12 protein-coding genes are annotated in these 13792 nt (G+C 63.2%); 4 read left to right on the forward strand and 8 right to left on the reverse strand.

Annotated features, from left to right (window positions below):
- Positions 1-38: 38 nt before the first annotated feature.
- Positions 39-1322 carry a phosphoribosylamine--glycine ligase gene (purD, locus tag BM045_RS05875; protein ID WP_092180497.1) on the forward strand — a complete coding sequence of 428 codons (1284 nt, stop codon included), beginning with the start codon at positions 39-41 and terminating at the stop codon, positions 1320-1322.
- Between the two features lie 142 nt (positions 1323-1464).
- A complete protein-coding gene (locus tag BM045_RS05880; RefSeq protein ID WP_170848393.1) occupies positions 1465-2346 on the forward strand; it encodes a patatin-like phospholipase family protein in 882 nt (293 codons plus the stop codon).
- A gap of 20 nt (positions 2347-2366) precedes the next feature.
- Here BM045_RS05880 and BM045_RS05885 read toward each other — a convergent pair whose 3' ends face one another.
- Entirely contained in the window at positions 2367-2813 is a 447-nt protein-coding gene (locus BM045_RS05885) for a nucleoside deaminase (protein ID WP_210184980.1), read from the reverse strand.
- An 89-nt stretch (positions 2814-2902) separates the two neighbouring features.
- Between BM045_RS05885 and mutL the strand changes: the two genes are divergently transcribed.
- Positions 2903-4744 carry a DNA mismatch repair endonuclease MutL gene (mutL, locus tag BM045_RS05890; RefSeq protein WP_092180501.1) on the forward strand — a complete coding sequence of 614 codons (1842 nt, stop codon included), beginning with the start codon at positions 2903-2905 and terminating at the stop codon, positions 4742-4744.
- A gap of 9 nt (positions 4745-4753) precedes the next feature.
- Here mutL and BM045_RS05895 read toward each other — a convergent pair whose 3' ends face one another.
- From BM045_RS05895 to BM045_RS05915, 5 genes are all read right to left on the reverse strand, one after another.
- Positions 4754-5323 carry a DUF4760 domain-containing protein gene (locus BM045_RS05895; RefSeq protein WP_170848394.1) on the reverse strand — a complete coding sequence of 190 codons (570 nt, stop codon included), beginning with the start codon at positions 5321-5323 and terminating at the stop codon, positions 4754-4756.
- A gap of 249 nt (positions 5324-5572) precedes the next feature.
- Positions 5573-7387: a phosphogluconate dehydratase gene (edd, locus tag BM045_RS05900; protein ID WP_092180505.1), complete on the reverse strand. Its 1815-nt coding sequence runs from the start codon at positions 7385-7387 to the stop codon at positions 5573-5575.
- Between the two features lie 74 nt (positions 7388-7461).
- Positions 7462-8157: a 6-phosphogluconolactonase gene (gene pgl / locus BM045_RS05905; RefSeq protein WP_092180507.1), complete on the reverse strand. Its 696-nt coding sequence runs from the start codon at positions 8155-8157 to the stop codon at positions 7462-7464.
- The gene (gene zwf / locus BM045_RS05910) at positions 8157-9638 is read right to left on the reverse strand and encodes a glucose-6-phosphate dehydrogenase (RefSeq protein ID WP_092180509.1); all 1482 of its coding nucleotides are present in this window, start codon (positions 9636-9638) and stop codon (positions 8157-8159) included. Before zwf ends, pgl begins: the two co-directional genes overlap by 1 nt.
- Positions 9639-9665: 27 nt before the next feature.
- Positions 9666-10601 carry a glucosamine kinase nucleotide-binding domain-containing protein gene (locus BM045_RS05915; RefSeq protein ID WP_170848395.1) on the reverse strand — a complete coding sequence of 312 codons (936 nt, stop codon included), beginning with the start codon at positions 10599-10601 and terminating at the stop codon, positions 9666-9668.
- A gap of 213 nt (positions 10602-10814) precedes the next feature.
- On the opposite strand from BM045_RS05915, the gene cobU reads away from it, so the two are divergent.
- Positions 10815-11369, forward strand: a complete 555-nt coding sequence (gene cobU / locus BM045_RS05920; protein ID WP_092180513.1) for a bifunctional adenosylcobinamide kinase/adenosylcobinamide-phosphate guanylyltransferase — start codon at positions 10815-10817, stop codon at positions 11367-11369.
- On the opposite strand, the gene cbiB is transcribed toward cobU, so the two are convergent.
- Positions 11366-12328, reverse strand: a complete 963-nt coding sequence (gene cbiB / locus BM045_RS05925; protein WP_092180515.1) for an adenosylcobinamide-phosphate synthase CbiB — start codon at positions 12326-12328, stop codon at positions 11366-11368. The two genes, cobU and cbiB, sit on opposite strands and share 4 nt — an antisense overlap.
- Positions 12328-13791 (reverse strand): cobyric acid synthase, encoded by a 1464-nt coding sequence (locus BM045_RS05930; protein ID WP_092180517.1) that lies wholly within the window; start codon positions 13789-13791, stop codon positions 12328-12330. The genes cbiB and BM045_RS05930 overlap by 1 nt, the downstream gene beginning before the upstream one ends.
- Position 13792 lies beyond the last annotated feature (1 nt).

Below are 13792 nucleotides of genomic sequence, written 5' to 3' on the forward strand. Positions count from 1 at the left end.
CTCTGGTGCATCACGCCGGGACAACATCGGAGGCGGGCATGCGGGTTTTGATGATCGGTTCGGGCGGGCGCGAACATGCCCTGGCGTGGAAGATCGCGCAGTCGCCGCTGCTGACCAAGCTGTTCATCGCGCCGGGCAATGCCGGCACCGCGGCAGTGGCCGAAAATGTCGTCATCGACATCAATGACCACAGGGCCGTCACCGATTTTTGCAAGCTGATGGCGATCGACTTCGTCGTCGTCGGCCCCGATGCCCAGGTGGTCGCCGGCCTCGGCGATGATGTCCGCGCCGCGGGCATCACCTGCTTTTGCCCCAGCAAGGCCGCCGGGCAGCTAGAAGGCTCGAAGGGCTTTACCAAGCAGCTCTGCGACGAGATGGATATTCCCACCGCCGCCTATGGCCGTTTCGACAGCGAAGCCGCGGCGCTGGCCTATCTCTACACCCAGAGCGCGCCCATCGTGATCAAGGCCGATGGCCTGGCCGCTGGCAAGGGCGTTACCGTGGCCATGACCACGGAGGAAGCCGAGGAAGCGATCATCGACTGCTTCTCCGGCACGTTTGGCGCGGCCGGTGCTTCGGTGGTGATCGAAGAGTTCATGGAGGGCGAGGAGGTTTCGCTGTTCGTGCTCTGCGACGGCGAAAATATCCTGCCGCTGACCACGGCGCAGGACCACAAGCGAGCCTTTGATGGCGATACCGGTCCCAACACCGGCGGCATGGGCGCCTATTCGCCGGCCCCGGTGATGACCCGCGAGATTTATGAAGAGGTTATCGAGCGGGTGATCTGGCCGACGGTGCGCGGGCTGGCTGCGCGGGGAACGCCCTATCAGGGCGTGCTCTATGCCGGGCTGATGCTGACGCCGGATGGGCCAAAGCTCGTCGAATATAATGCCCGCTTTGGCGATCCCGAGACCCAGGTGATGGTGATGCGCATGGAAAGCGACCTGCTGCCGCTGCTGCATGCCACGGCCACCGGAACGCTCAAGGGTCACGACGTCAGCTGGAAAGACCAATATGCGCTGACTGTCATCATGGCGACGGACGGTTATCCGGGCACCTATGGCAAGGGCAGTGAGATTCAGGGCGCCGAGGGCTTGGACAGCGAAACATTACATGTGTTCCACGCGGGAACGCGGCGCGATGGCGACCGTTTACTCGCCGCCGGGGGTCGCGTGCTCAATGTGACCGCCCTGGGCAAGGACGTCAAAGAGGCGCAGCAGCGTGCTTATGCAGGCGTGGAGCAGATTGCTTGGCCAGAAGGCTTTAGCCGCAGCGACATCGGCTGGCGCGAGATCGCCCGCCAGTTCACCAATTCCGACTGAACAATTTCTCAATCTCGCAGGCCTACCCTATCTTAAGTCAGTCTTTGACAGCACGCCGTCGCAACGCCCGCTGACCCCGCTGCAGATGCGCGGCAAGGCGCTGGTCGATCGGCTCCGGTCGAAGGGCGGGGAGCGCGACGGGATGAGCACGATTGCTGGACCAAGGATCGGCGTGGCACTGGGCGGCGGCTCGGCCCGCGGTCTGACGCATATCCCCTATATCGAGGCGATGGACGAGCTGGGACTGAAACCCTCGGTGATATCAGGCACCTCCATCGGCGCGTTGATCGGCGCCGGATGGGCGGCCGGCATGACCGGCAAGGAATTGCGCGAGCATTCCTATGAGGTGCTGGGCACCATGCGCACCATTGCCACAAAACTCTGGGCCACCCAGATCCGCGGCATTGGCGGCATTCTCAAGAACGGCATTTCCATGCAGCTCGATGCCACCAGCATCGTCGATGCCTTCACGCCCCCCAGCTTTCCGCTGCAGTTCAAGGACCTCAAGGTTCCGCTCTATGTGGTGGCGACCGACTTCCAGTCCTGGCACCAGGTGGTGTTCAATTCAGGCCTGCTGCGGCCGGCCATCGCCGGCTCGATCGCCATTCCGAGCCTCTTCAAACCCGTGGTCTATGCCAATCACATCCTGGTCGATGGCGGCGTGGTCAATCCGCTGCCGCTCGACCAGGCCGATATCGACACCGATTTTCTGATCGGCATCGACGTCAATGGCGACCCGTCCGAGGGCATTGCCAAGACCGACCACAAGGCGCTCGATATCTGGTTCGGCTCGGCCCAGATCATGATGCATTCGCTGACCGCGCATATGATGGCCGCCTATCCGCCCGACATCTACATCCGCCCCCATGTCACCAATTTCGGCGCGCTGGAATTCTGGCGCGTCCGCGAGATCGTGGCGCATGCGGAGATGGAGAAGGAACGCTTCAAGCGGATCTTGGGGGACAAGGTGGAGGCGTGGATTGCTGGTCGGGTGCCGGTGATCGAGAGCAATCCGACTAAGTAGCGGCGTTCAAAGTCAGCCTCTCACCGCAGCGCCTGGAAAAACGCCCGCAGCATCGCCTCCGATCGCGATGCCCCCAACCCGGCAATCACCTCCGGATGATGGTGGCAGGTCGGCTGGTCGAACAGGCGGATGCCGTTTTCCACCGCACCGGCCTTTGTATCCTCGGCGGCGAAATACACCCGGCGCAGGCGGGTGTGGGCCACGGCACCGGCGCACATGGCGCAGGGCTCGAGCGTCACATAGAGGTCGCAGCCATCGAGACGGCCGGTGCCGCGCCTGGCCAAAGCCGCGCGGATGGCCAGCATTTCGGCATGGGCGGTGGGATCGTTGAGCGCCTTCATGCGGTTACGCTCGGCGGCAAGGATCACCTCGCCCTCCATGACCACAGCGCCGACGGGCGCTTCGCCATGGCTAGCGGCCTCCTCAGCAAGGGACAAAGCAATATCCATGGGCGATTGGCTGGGCATGATCTTCCCTAGCGCCTTGTGCGCTTCTGCGCAAACCGGGTCACAATCGGCCTGCGCCGGCCTATATAGTTCAGCAAGGAGAATCGCCCTTGCCCATTCGCCAGCTGCCTGAAGACCTGATCAACCGCATCGCTGCCGGCGAGGTGGTGGAGCGGCCTGCCAGCGTGGTCAAGGAGCTGGTGGAAAATGCCATCGACGCCGGCGCCAGCCGGATCGTTGTCACCACCGCGACCGGTGGCAAGGGGCTGATCCGCATCGAGGATGACGGGCATGGCATGGACCGGGCCGACCTCGTGCTGTCGGTCGAGCGGCATGCCACATCCAAGCTCAGCGAAGACGAGTTGGACGATATCCGCACGCTGGGTTTCCGCGGCGAGGCACTAGCCTCGATCGGTTCCGTGGCCGAGTTGTCCATTGCCTCTCGTACGGCGACGGCGGAGAGCGGGCTGAGGCTCGAGGTCAAGAGCGGGATCCGGTCAGGACCGGTGCCGCTGGCAATGAACCGTGGCACCATTGTCGAAGTGAAGAACCTCTTCGCCAATGTGCCGGCGAGACTGAAATTCCTCAAGACCGACCGGGCCGAAGCGGGCGCCATCACCGATGTGATCAAGCGGCTGGCCATGGCCAATCCGGGCGTGCATTTCATGCTCAACGGCAGCGATCGCAGCCCGAGCAACTGGCCTGCCGTTAGTGGCCATGGCGCGCTCGAATCGCGACTCGGTCAGGTAATGGGCGATGATTTCGCGCAGAATTCCGTGCGGCTGGCGACCAGCCGGCACAATGTCGTGGTGGCCGGCATGGCGGGCCTGCCGACCTATACGCGGGCGAATTCGCTCAGCCAGTTCTATTTCGTCAACGGCCGCTCGGTGAAGGACAAGGTGCTGGTGGGCGCGGTGCGCGCGGCCTATGCCGACTATACCTTCCGCGACCGCTTTCCGGTGGTGGCGCTCTATATCGCCGTCGATCCGGGCGAAGTGGACGTCAATGTGCATCCGGCCAAGGCCGAACTGCGCTTCCGCGATGCCGGGGCAGTTCGTTCGGCGGTGATCCGAGCGGTGGGCGAGGCGCTGACGGCGGCAGGGTTCAAGGCAAGCACCAGCGTTGCCGATGACGTGCTCGGCGCTTTCACCACGCCGAATTATGAGGCGGCCGCGCCGCCTGTGGGGGCCTATTCACCCGGCCCGAGCTACGCGCCACAACGGACCGGCAGCTTTGCCGGCTATGATCGCCCGGCCCTGCGCGGCAGCGACAATCCCTTCTCGCCCGTTTTCGGTCAGGCGGGGCTCGATGGGCTCAGCGAACCCAGCGCCCGCATCGAAGCCGCCGAACCTTCCTCAGCGCTGATGGAATACCCGCTCGGCACCGCCCGGGCGCAGATGTTTGATAATTTCATCATCGCGCAGAATGGCGAGGGCCTGTTGCTGGTCGATCAGCATGCCGCCCATGAGCGGCTGGTCTATGAGCGGTTCAAGGCGCAGCTGGCCTCCGGCCCGGTGCCCAGCCAGGCGCAATTGATCCCCATGGTGGTGGAACTGCCCGAGGAAGACTGCGCCCGCCTCGAAGACGCCGCTTCCGAGTTGGAACGCTTCGGCCTCTATCTCGAACGCTTCGGCCCGCGCGCCATCGCGGTACGCGAGACCCCGGCTCTTTTGGGCAATTCGGACATCGACGGCCTCGTCCGCGACCTTGCCGATGGCCTCGCCGAATGGGATAGCGTCGCCGCCGTCAGCGACCGGATGGAAGCCATCATCGCCCGCATGGCCTGCCACGGCTCGGTCCGCTCGGGGCGCCGCCTGCGGGTCGACGAAATGAACGCCCTGCTGCGCGACATGGAAGCGACGCCGCATTCCGGCCAGTGCATCCACGGCCGCCCGACCTATGTCGAGCTCAAGAAGAAAGACATCGAACGCCTGTTCGGGCGCAGTCGGTAGTATTGGGGCCTAGGCCAAGGGCTTAGGTACATCGGGTGTCAAAATAGGTAGCGCCGCGTCATTGGGCCCCTCGGGAGCGGCCGGCGGTCTTGATGTCTCTTGCGTCAAGATGCGCGCCTCTTTGCTCATCTTACGTGCGACCTTGGCAAAATTCGAAAATGCCCGTTCCCGATAGAGCCATCGACTGGTCTTGTCGTCCCACTGCCACCGCTCCTGCTGGATGAAGTCGGCCGCCGCGTTCCAATCCCTCACAAACGGGCCACCAATCCAATCCTTGTAGATCTTGAAATCCAGAAGATTTCTCAACAGCCCGATCGAGACCAGCTCGTAATGATTGAGATAGTCAATAACGTTGGTACGCTCAGTTGATAGGGCAGCATCCGCCCCCGGATGGTGGAGCTCTTGAAACGAATTGGCTTTTCGCCTCGCGGAGAACGTCTTGTTCAAGCCCCGATAGTGTTCGGTGGACTCGGTCTTTTCAATAATGTCCAACGTGGCTCTCATGCAGGCCACTGAGCGCGCCCAGATAATGCCCCATACGGCGATGCTTGCAGAAATTGCAACCAGAATGGGCGTCACATAGCTTATCACAGAAACAGAAGGGGCCTCGCAGAGCTTGATGATCTGCGTGGCCCCTTCATAAACTATGGCTGGACAGAGCATATCGCTCAGTCGCGGATACCTTCACGATTCATCATGAGCATCTCTCCATTTCACTGTCGAATGAACACTGTCCAAGGCATTTTGTCAATGTACGGCCCCTAGGGTGCGTTCCTCACATTCAAGTCGTTCACACTGCAAAAATATCAAGAGGCGCCGGGCCGAGGTCTACTGAAACACGCTCGCGCCGCGATCCGCGACGCCGACCAGGCTCCTGAACCCTGCGAACAGCTCGCGGCCCATGCCGTAGTGCTGGCTGCGGAGGTCTTCCGTTGCCGGGGTGCGGGAGAGCAGTTCCTTTTCGTCGCCGAGGAAGGTCAGCGTGCCTTCATTGGCGTCGAGACGGATCATGTCGCCGTCGCGGAGCTTGCTGATCGGGCCACCATCGACCGCTTCGGGGGTCATGTGGATGGCGGCGGGCACCTTGCCCGAGGCGCCGGACATGCGGCCATCGGTGAGCAGGGCCACCTTGAAGCCGCGGTCCTGCAGGATGCCCAGCGACGGGGTGAGCTTGTGCAGTTCGGGCATGCCGAGGGCCTTGGGGCCGGAGAAGCGGACTACGGCGATCATGTCGCCATTGAGTTCGCCGGCCTTGAACGCCGCCTGGAGGCCTTCCTGGCCGTGGAAGACACGAGCCGGGGCTTCGATGACGCGGTGCTCGGGCTTGACGGCCGAGACCTTGATTACTGAACGGCCGAGATTGCCGGAGAGCAGCTTGAGGCCCCCGGTGGGCGAGAAAGCGGTCTCGACCTTGGTCAAAACCTTGGGCAGGGCGGATTCCTTGGGCGACTGTTCGAAGGCCAGCTTGTCATCGAGCAGCTTGGCTTCGACGGTGTAGTTGGAGAGGCCATCGCCCCAGACGGTCTTGACGTCTTCGTGCAGGTGGCCGCTTTCGAGCAGTTCCTGGATCAGGAAGCCCATGCCGCCGGCGGCGTGGAAATGGTTCACATCGGCGACGCCATTGGGATAGACGCGGGCCAAGAGCGGCGTGGCGTCCGAGAGGTCGCTCATGTCGTCCCAGGTGACATGTAGGCCCGCTGCCGCCGCGATGGCGATCAGATGCATGGTATGGTTGGTCGAGCCGCCGGTGGCATGGAGGCCCACCAAGCCATTGACGATGGCCTTTTCATCGATGACATGGCCGACCGGGGTATAGTTATTGCCGAGAGCCGTCAGCGACAGCGCGCGGACGGTGGCTTCGCGGGTCAGGGCATCGCGCAAAGGCGTGCCAGGATTGACGAAGCTAGCGCCCGGCAGGTGCAGGCCCATGATTTCCATCAGCATCTGATTGGAATTGGCGGTGCCGTAGAAGGTGCAGGTGCCGGCCGAATGGTAGGACTTGCTTTCGGCTTCGAGCAGCTCCGCGCGGCCGACCTTACCCTCCATATAGAGCTGGCGGACCTTCGACTTTTCGTCATTGGGAATGCCAGACGGCATCGGGCCTGCGGGAACGAAAACGGCCGGGAGATGGCCGAAGGTCAGCGCGCCGATCAGCAGGCCCGGAACGATCTTGTCGCAGATGCCGAGATAGACGGCGGCATCGAACATGTTGTGGCTGAGCGAAATGGCCGTGGCCATGGCGATCACGTCGCGGCTGAACAGGCTGAGATCCATGCCCGGCTGGCCCTGGGTCACGCCATCGCACATGGCGGGCACGCCGCCGGCGACCTGAGCCGTCGAGCCGATCTCGCGGGCCGCCTGCTTGATGATATCGGGATAGAATTGGTACGGCTGATGCGCCGACAGCATATCGTTATAGGAGGTGATGATCCCGAGGTTCAGCGTCTTGTTGCCGGCCAGCGCCGCCTTTTCCGCCGGGGTGCAGGCGGCAAAGGCGTGGGCGAGATTGCCGCAGGAGAGCACGGCACGATTGACGCCGGCCTCGCGGGCGGCGTCGAGACGGCCGAGATAATCCCGACGGCTGTCGCGGCTGCGCGCGGCGATGCGATCGGTGACATCCTGGATGGCCTGGCGGACAGACATGGGGCGGCTCCTAACCTAAGAGTGGTCTGGAGCCCTTCGTGGCCTAAGCGGTCAATTGGGGATCGCGAAGGGGACTATGGGCACCAGTAGACGTTGACGGCGTGGCCGGACCGCAGGACGGCGCGGATGGGCATGTCCTCAACGGGACCATCACCCAGAGCCGTGTCGAGCACGTCGGCCTTTTCCTCCCCTTCGATGTGAAGGTATAGCCCGTCCGTGCGGAGGAGACGCGGAAGGGTAAAGGTTATGCGCGGCTCGCCAGCGCCGGGCGCGCGGATGGCCAGCGTCGGGCCCTCGGCGGTGAGCGCTTCGCCCAGCGTATCGCCGCCGGGGAAGAACGAGGCCGTATGGCCATCGCTGCCCATGCCGAGCACGACGGCAGCGAAAGTCTCCGGCAGGTCGGCCAGGAGCGCATTGGTTTTCGCGACGCCCGTGGCATCCGGCTCGTCGCCGCCCGAATAGAGCGGGAAGAATTTGGCCGTTGCCGCCGGGCCCTGCAACATGCGTTCGTTGACCAGCAGCGCATTGGAGCGGTCATTGGTCTCGTCGACCCAGCGCTCGTCGACCAGGGTGACGATGACCTTGGACCAGTCGATATCCTTGGTCTTGCCCAGCGCCTGGAAGAAGCGCGCCGGCGTCGAGCCGCCGCTTACCGCGATCGCCGCCGTGCCCTGCGTCTCGATGGCATTGCGGATGCGATCGGCCACCGCCTCGGCCAGTTCCTTAGCGAGGGTCGGCTTGTCGGCAAAGCTGCGGCGTTCGATGCTCATCAGTTGTCACCCTCATACCAGGTGCGGCCATCGCGTTCGATCAGGGCGATCGAGCCGCTGGGGCCCCAGGTGCCGGCCACATAGGACTGCGGCGGCTCGGAGGAGCGGTCCCAGGCTTCACGGATCGGGTCGACCCACTTCCAGGCGGCTTCCAGCTCGTCGCGGCGCATGAACAGCGTCTGGCTGCCGCGGATCACGTCCATCAGCAGGCGCTCATAGGCTTCCGGCGTGCGCTCGGAGAAAGTGGCGGCAAAGCTCAGGTTCAGCGGCACTTCGCGCAGGCGCATGCCGCCCGGGCCCGGATCCTTGATCATCATCATCAGCTTGACCCCCTCGTCGGGCTGCAGGCGAATGATCAGCTTGTTGGCGCGCGGCGCGCCTTCGGCATGGTCGAAGATCGAATGCGGGATCGGCTTAAACTGGATGCAGATTTCCGAGGCGCGGCTGGCCATGCGCTTGCCGGTGCGGAAATAGAAGGGCACGCCGGCCCAGCGCCAGTTTTCGACCTCGGCCTTGAGAGCAACGAAGGTCTCGGTGCGGCTGCCCTTCTTGTCTTCGGGCAGTTCGTCCTGATAGCCGGCCACCGAAGTGGTCTCGGATTTGACGCCCTTGTACTGGCCGCGCACGGTGTTCTTGGCCACATCGCCATTGCTGATCGGCTTGAGGGCGCGCAACACCTTGAGCTTTTCGTCGCGCAGCGCATTGGCATCGTCCGAAGCGGGCGGCTCCATGGCCACGAGGCAAAGCAGCTGCAGCATGTGGTTCTGGATCATGTCGCGCAGGGCGCCAGATTCGTCGTAATAGCCGCGCGTGCCGGCGCCGACGCTTTCGGCCACAGTCAGTTGCACATGGTCGATATGGGCCGAATTCCAGATCGGCTCGAACAGCGTGTTGGCAAAGCGCAACGCCAGCAGGTTCTGCACCGTCTCTTTGCCGAGATAGTGGTCGATGCGATAGACCTGATCTTCCTTGAAGATCTTGGCCACGCCATCGTTGATTTCCATCGACGAGGTCAGGTCGTGGCCGAGCGGCTTTTCGATCACCACGCGGGCGTCGCGACGGTAGAGCTTCTTCTTGTGCAGATATTCGGCGATCGGCTCGAACAGGTCGGGCGCCACGGCGAGATAGAAGGCGCGGATGATTTTCGGATCGTCGCGCAGCTTCTTGCCCAGATCGCCGGATTCTTCGGGCTTGCTGGCATCGACGGCGACATAGGAGAAAATCTTGATGAAGCGGTCGATCACCGCCTGATCCTGATATTCCTTTTCGACGAACTGCGTGATGGCATCGCGCGCTGCAGTCTGGAACTCAGCATCGCTCAGCTTGGAACGCGAAGCACCGATAATGCGGCTCTGCTCGTCGAACTGGCCGTCCTTGAAGCGGTGATACAGCGCCGGAATCAGCTTGCGCTTGGTCAGGTCACCCGTGGCGCCAAACACCACATAGTCGAACGGCTGGACGGGAATGATACGGCTGGACAAGGGGCTAGTCCTTAGTTTGACGCGGTCTTAGGCGAAGTTCTGCTTGGCGAGGATGACGGCGCCATGAAGCGGTTCGAATTTGGGCAGGGCGACGAAATTGCCATAGCGCTGTTCAAGGATCGGGAACAGCCGCTGGCCGAAGCCACCGACAATGGCCATCACCTCTGCGCCGTGGCGCTTGAACCAATTGGCATAGGTGTCGATATAACCCAGCTCGATATCGAGCATTTTCTGGGCCACCGGATCACCCTTTTCGAGATAATCGATAAAGAGCGGCATCAGCTTGCCGAATTCGGCGGGCGCGCGGCCGATCAGGGCGTCGTCGCAACCTTCCGAACCGTCGGCGCTGAGCACCTTGAGATCGAGCGCCGTGGCGAAAGCCCAGGACATCACGGCCTGGTTGTCGCCGCCAAGTTGCTGGATGACCGCCTTGGTGAGTGGTGAGGTTTCGACTAGGCCGTCCTCGGCCTCGACCGAATAACGCATCAGCTCGCGGCCAAGAATGGCGCCGGACATCTGGTCGCCGGTGGGGAAACCCCAGCCGCCGGCCTGGTGGCGCTTGCCGTCAACGATGGACATGGCGGCCGAACCGGTGCCGACGATGATGACGCCGCCCTCTTCGCCACCCAGCGCGCCGGCATGGGCGATATCGATATCGTCATAGACTTTCACGCCGGCAAATGGCCAGGCGCGGGCGGCGAACTCGGCGCGGGCCGAATCCATGCGGCCGCCGGCCATGCCGAAACAGGCGTAAGTGTTGGCGGTTTCGGCATAATCGAGGCCCGCTGCGGCGAAAGCGTCGCGCGTGCCGTCGAGAATGGCCTTGTAGGCGGGCTCGCCATCATCGATCTGCAGATTGGAGCGGCCGTTCTTGACCTCGGCCAGCGTCACCAGATTTTCATCGGCCAGACGCACGCGGCAATTGGTGCCGCCGCCATCAACGCCAAGATAATATCGGGTCACGCTAGGATTCTCCGTGGATTGGAGGGATTCTAAGGTCTTGTTTCGGCGCGGACCATAATGCGAAAGCCGCTTAGACGAAAGTAGAATAAGGCACAAAAATCAGGTGCCAAGAGCGGGCTTTGCATGGCTAGGCTGCAGGCATGGCGCAACCGCTTTGCGCGTGACGGCTTTTGTATCATAGACCACAGCGGTAGGCGGCCGGGAGACGATAAAATGACGCGACATGTGCTGGTTCTGGGCGGTGCACGCTCCGGCAAGACGGCCTTCGCCGAGCAATTGGCCATCCGCAGCGGCAGCAAGCCGGCCTATCTGGCCACTGCCGAAGCGCTGGATTCGGAAATGCGCGACCGCGTTGCCAGCCACAAGGCCGGCCGCGCCGGCCAGTTCGCCACCATCGAGGAGCCGCTCGATCTATCCGATGCGCTGCTGAAAGCCTCGATGGATCACGATGTGATTCTCGTCGATTGCCTGACGCTGTGGATCACCAACCTGCTGATGGCCAATGAGGATGTCGCTAAGGCGGTCGGCGAGCTCGGCGCCACGCTGGTGCAGCTCAAGACGGCCAAGGTGATCTTGGTCAGCAATGAAGTCGGGCTTGGCATCGTGCCGGACAACGCCATGGCACGGACGTTCCGCGATCTGGCTGGATCGGCACATCAGCGGCTGGCCGAGATTTGCGATGATGCCTATTTCATCGTGGCGGGCCTGCCGATCACGCTGAAGGGCGAGGCACCTGGGCAGAGCGAGACGCGGATTCACGAGGCCTAAGCGGCAAACACCAGCAGCGCCACCACCACACTCAGCCCCAGCAACACATCCAACGTGGCCCGATACAGCACCAGTGCCCGCAGGATATCGCTGCCCACCAGCTCGGATTTCCCATCGCCGAAGCTGGGCAGCTCAACCACCTCGCCATCATAGCTGCGCGGCCCGCCCAGCTTGAAGCCCAGGGCACCGGCAAAGCTCGCTTCGGGCCAGCCGGAATTGGGCGAGGCATGTTTCCGGGCGTCGCGGCGGGCGATCTCCCAGGCTTTGCTCGGGCTGGCGTGGGGGGTAAAAAAGCAGGCGAACGTGATCAGCACGGCCGTCAACCGCGCAGGGATCCAGTTGACCACATCGTCCAGCTTGGCCGCCGCCCAGCCATAGTCGCGATAGCGTTCGTTCCTGTGCCCGATCATCGAATCCGCCGTGTTGATCGCCTTGTAGAGCGCGATGCCCGGGAGGCCGAGCATCACCAGCCAAAACCAGGGCGCCACCACGCCATCCGACGTGCTTTCGGCAAGCGTCTCGATGGCGGCGCGCGCCACGCCAGCCTCGTCCAGCGCCTGCGGATCGCGGCCGACGATCTGGCTGACCACACCGCGCCCGGCATCGAGCGAGCTTCGCAGCGCAATGGCCACCGCCTCGACGGCGCGACCAAGTTCCTTTTGCGCCAGGAAGGGCGTTGCCAGCAGGATTTCAAACACAAAGCCGCCCGGAATGGCCCGCAGAGCTTGCTGCACCGCCACCGTGACGGCCAGCACCAGAAGCAACAGCAGCGCTAGCGCCACCATGCCGGCCTGCCGGCGCTGCGCGTCACTCCGCTTGGTCGTATTGAGCCGGGTTTCGAGATAGTCGATCACCCAGCCGAACCACATCACCGGATGGCCAATGGCCGCCACCAGTTTCGGCGAATAGCCGAGCCAGCGTTCGAGCAGCAGGGCAATGGGGGCGATGAAGGCGTGCATCAGTCCATTCTCACCGGTTCGGCCAGCGCCAGGAGCGCATCGATATCGAGATGCTCTTCGAGATGGGCGGCCAGATCGTCAAGCGTCTGCTCGACGCTTGCTTCATAGGCCAGGTCGGGGCTGGCGAGATTGCCGAGGAAGGCGCGGCGGAAAGCATCGCCGGCAAACAGGCCGTGGAGATAAGTGCCCATGACGCGACCATCCGCACTGACCGCGCCCTCGCCGGCACCATCCACCAGCGCAAATGACCGATCGCGGTCGCGGCCCGTGGTTTCGCCCATATGCATATGATAGCCGGCGACCGCCTCACCCGAGGCGGCATGCGTGGCCTGCTCGACCCGTAATTGCTTGACCGGCGTCAGCACGGTCTCAATATCGAGCAGGCCGAGCCCCTCGCTGGTCCCGGCTGTCCCCTCGATGCCATCGGGGTCTGATATACTGCGCCCGAGCATCTGATAGCCGCCACAAATGCCGAGCACCCTGCCCCCGGCGCGGTGGTGGGCGGCGATATCGAGGTCCCAGCCATTGGCACGCAGCGCCGCCAGATCGCTGCGGGTGGATTTGCTGCCGGGCAGGATGATCCAGTCCGCATGGCGCGGAATTGGCTCGCCCGGCTGCACCATAACCACATTGACATTGGGCTCGGCGCGCAGCGGATCGAGGTCGTCAAAATTCGCAATACGGGGCAGTTGCGTCACTGCCAATGTTAACAGTCTGTTAACACGAAGGGGGGTGTTGCTAAGCCCCAGGCTATCCTCTGCCGGCAGTTTTCCGGCATCAGCAAACCATGGTACAGGCCCCAGGCAGGGCACGCCGGTGCGCTCGCGAATGAACTCTATCCCCGCCGAAAACAGCGCCGGATCACCCTGAAACTTGTTGATCAGCGTCGCCTTGATCCAGCCGGCATCGGCGGGATCGATCACCGCAAACGTCCCGACAACCGAGGCAATCACCCCGCCGCGCTGGATATCGCCGACCAGCACCACCGGCACATTGGCCGCCTGGGCAAAGCCGAAATTGGCCAGGTCATTGGCCCGCAGATTGACCTCCGAGGCAGAGCCGGCGCCCTCCACCAGCACCACGTCGACATCGGCACAAAGCTCTGAAAAGGCTTGCAAAACCTCGGGCATCAGCTTGCCGCGCTCACGCCAATAGTCCCGCGCCGACATCGACGCCCGGCGCTGGCCGCGCACCACGACCTGCGAGCCGGTCTCTTGCTCGGGCTTGAGCAGCACCGGGTTCATTGCCGTCACCGGCTCGCGCCGCGATGCCCGCGCCTGCAGCGCCTGCGCCCGGCCGATCTCGCCGCCATCGACAGTTACCGCAGCATTATTGCTCATGTTTTGCGGCTTGAATGGCGCAACGCGCAATCCACGACTGCTCAGCGCGCGGCAAAGCCCTGCCACCAGCAGCGATTTGCCGACATCCGAGCCGGTCCCCATGAACATCAATGACTTGGCCATG

The organism is Devosia sp. YR412, assembly GCF_900110945.1.
GTDB lineage: Bacteria > Pseudomonadota > Alphaproteobacteria > Rhizobiales > Devosiaceae > Devosia.

Coding starts and splice junctions, on each gene's coding strand:
- purD (WP_092180497.1), top strand. CDS start 39: ATGCGGGTTTTGATGATCGGTTCGGGCGGGCGCGAACATGCCCTGGCG.
- BM045_RS05880 (WP_170848393.1), top strand. CDS start 1,465: ATGAGCACGATTGCTGGACCAAGGATCGGCGTGGCACTGGGCGGCGGC.
- BM045_RS05885 (WP_210184980.1), bottom strand. CDS start 2,813: ATGCCCAGCCAATCGCCCATGGATATTGCTTTGTCCCTTGCTGAGGAG.
- edd (WP_092180505.1), bottom strand. CDS start 7,387: ATGTCTGTCCGCCAGGCCATCCAGGATGTCACCGATCGCATCGCCGCG.
- pgl (WP_092180507.1), bottom strand. CDS start 8,157: ATGAGCATCGAACGCCGCAGCTTTGCCGACAAGCCGACCCTCGCTAAG.
- cobU (WP_092180513.1), top strand. CDS start 10,815: ATGACGCGACATGTGCTGGTTCTGGGCGGTGCACGCTCCGGCAAGACG.
- cbiB (WP_092180515.1), bottom strand. CDS start 12,328: ATGCACGCCTTCATCGCCCCCATTGCCCTGCTGCTCGAACGCTGGCTC.
- BM045_RS05930 (WP_092180517.1), bottom strand. CDS start 13,791: ATGGCCAAGTCATTGATGTTCATGGGGACCGGCTCGGATGTCGGCAAA.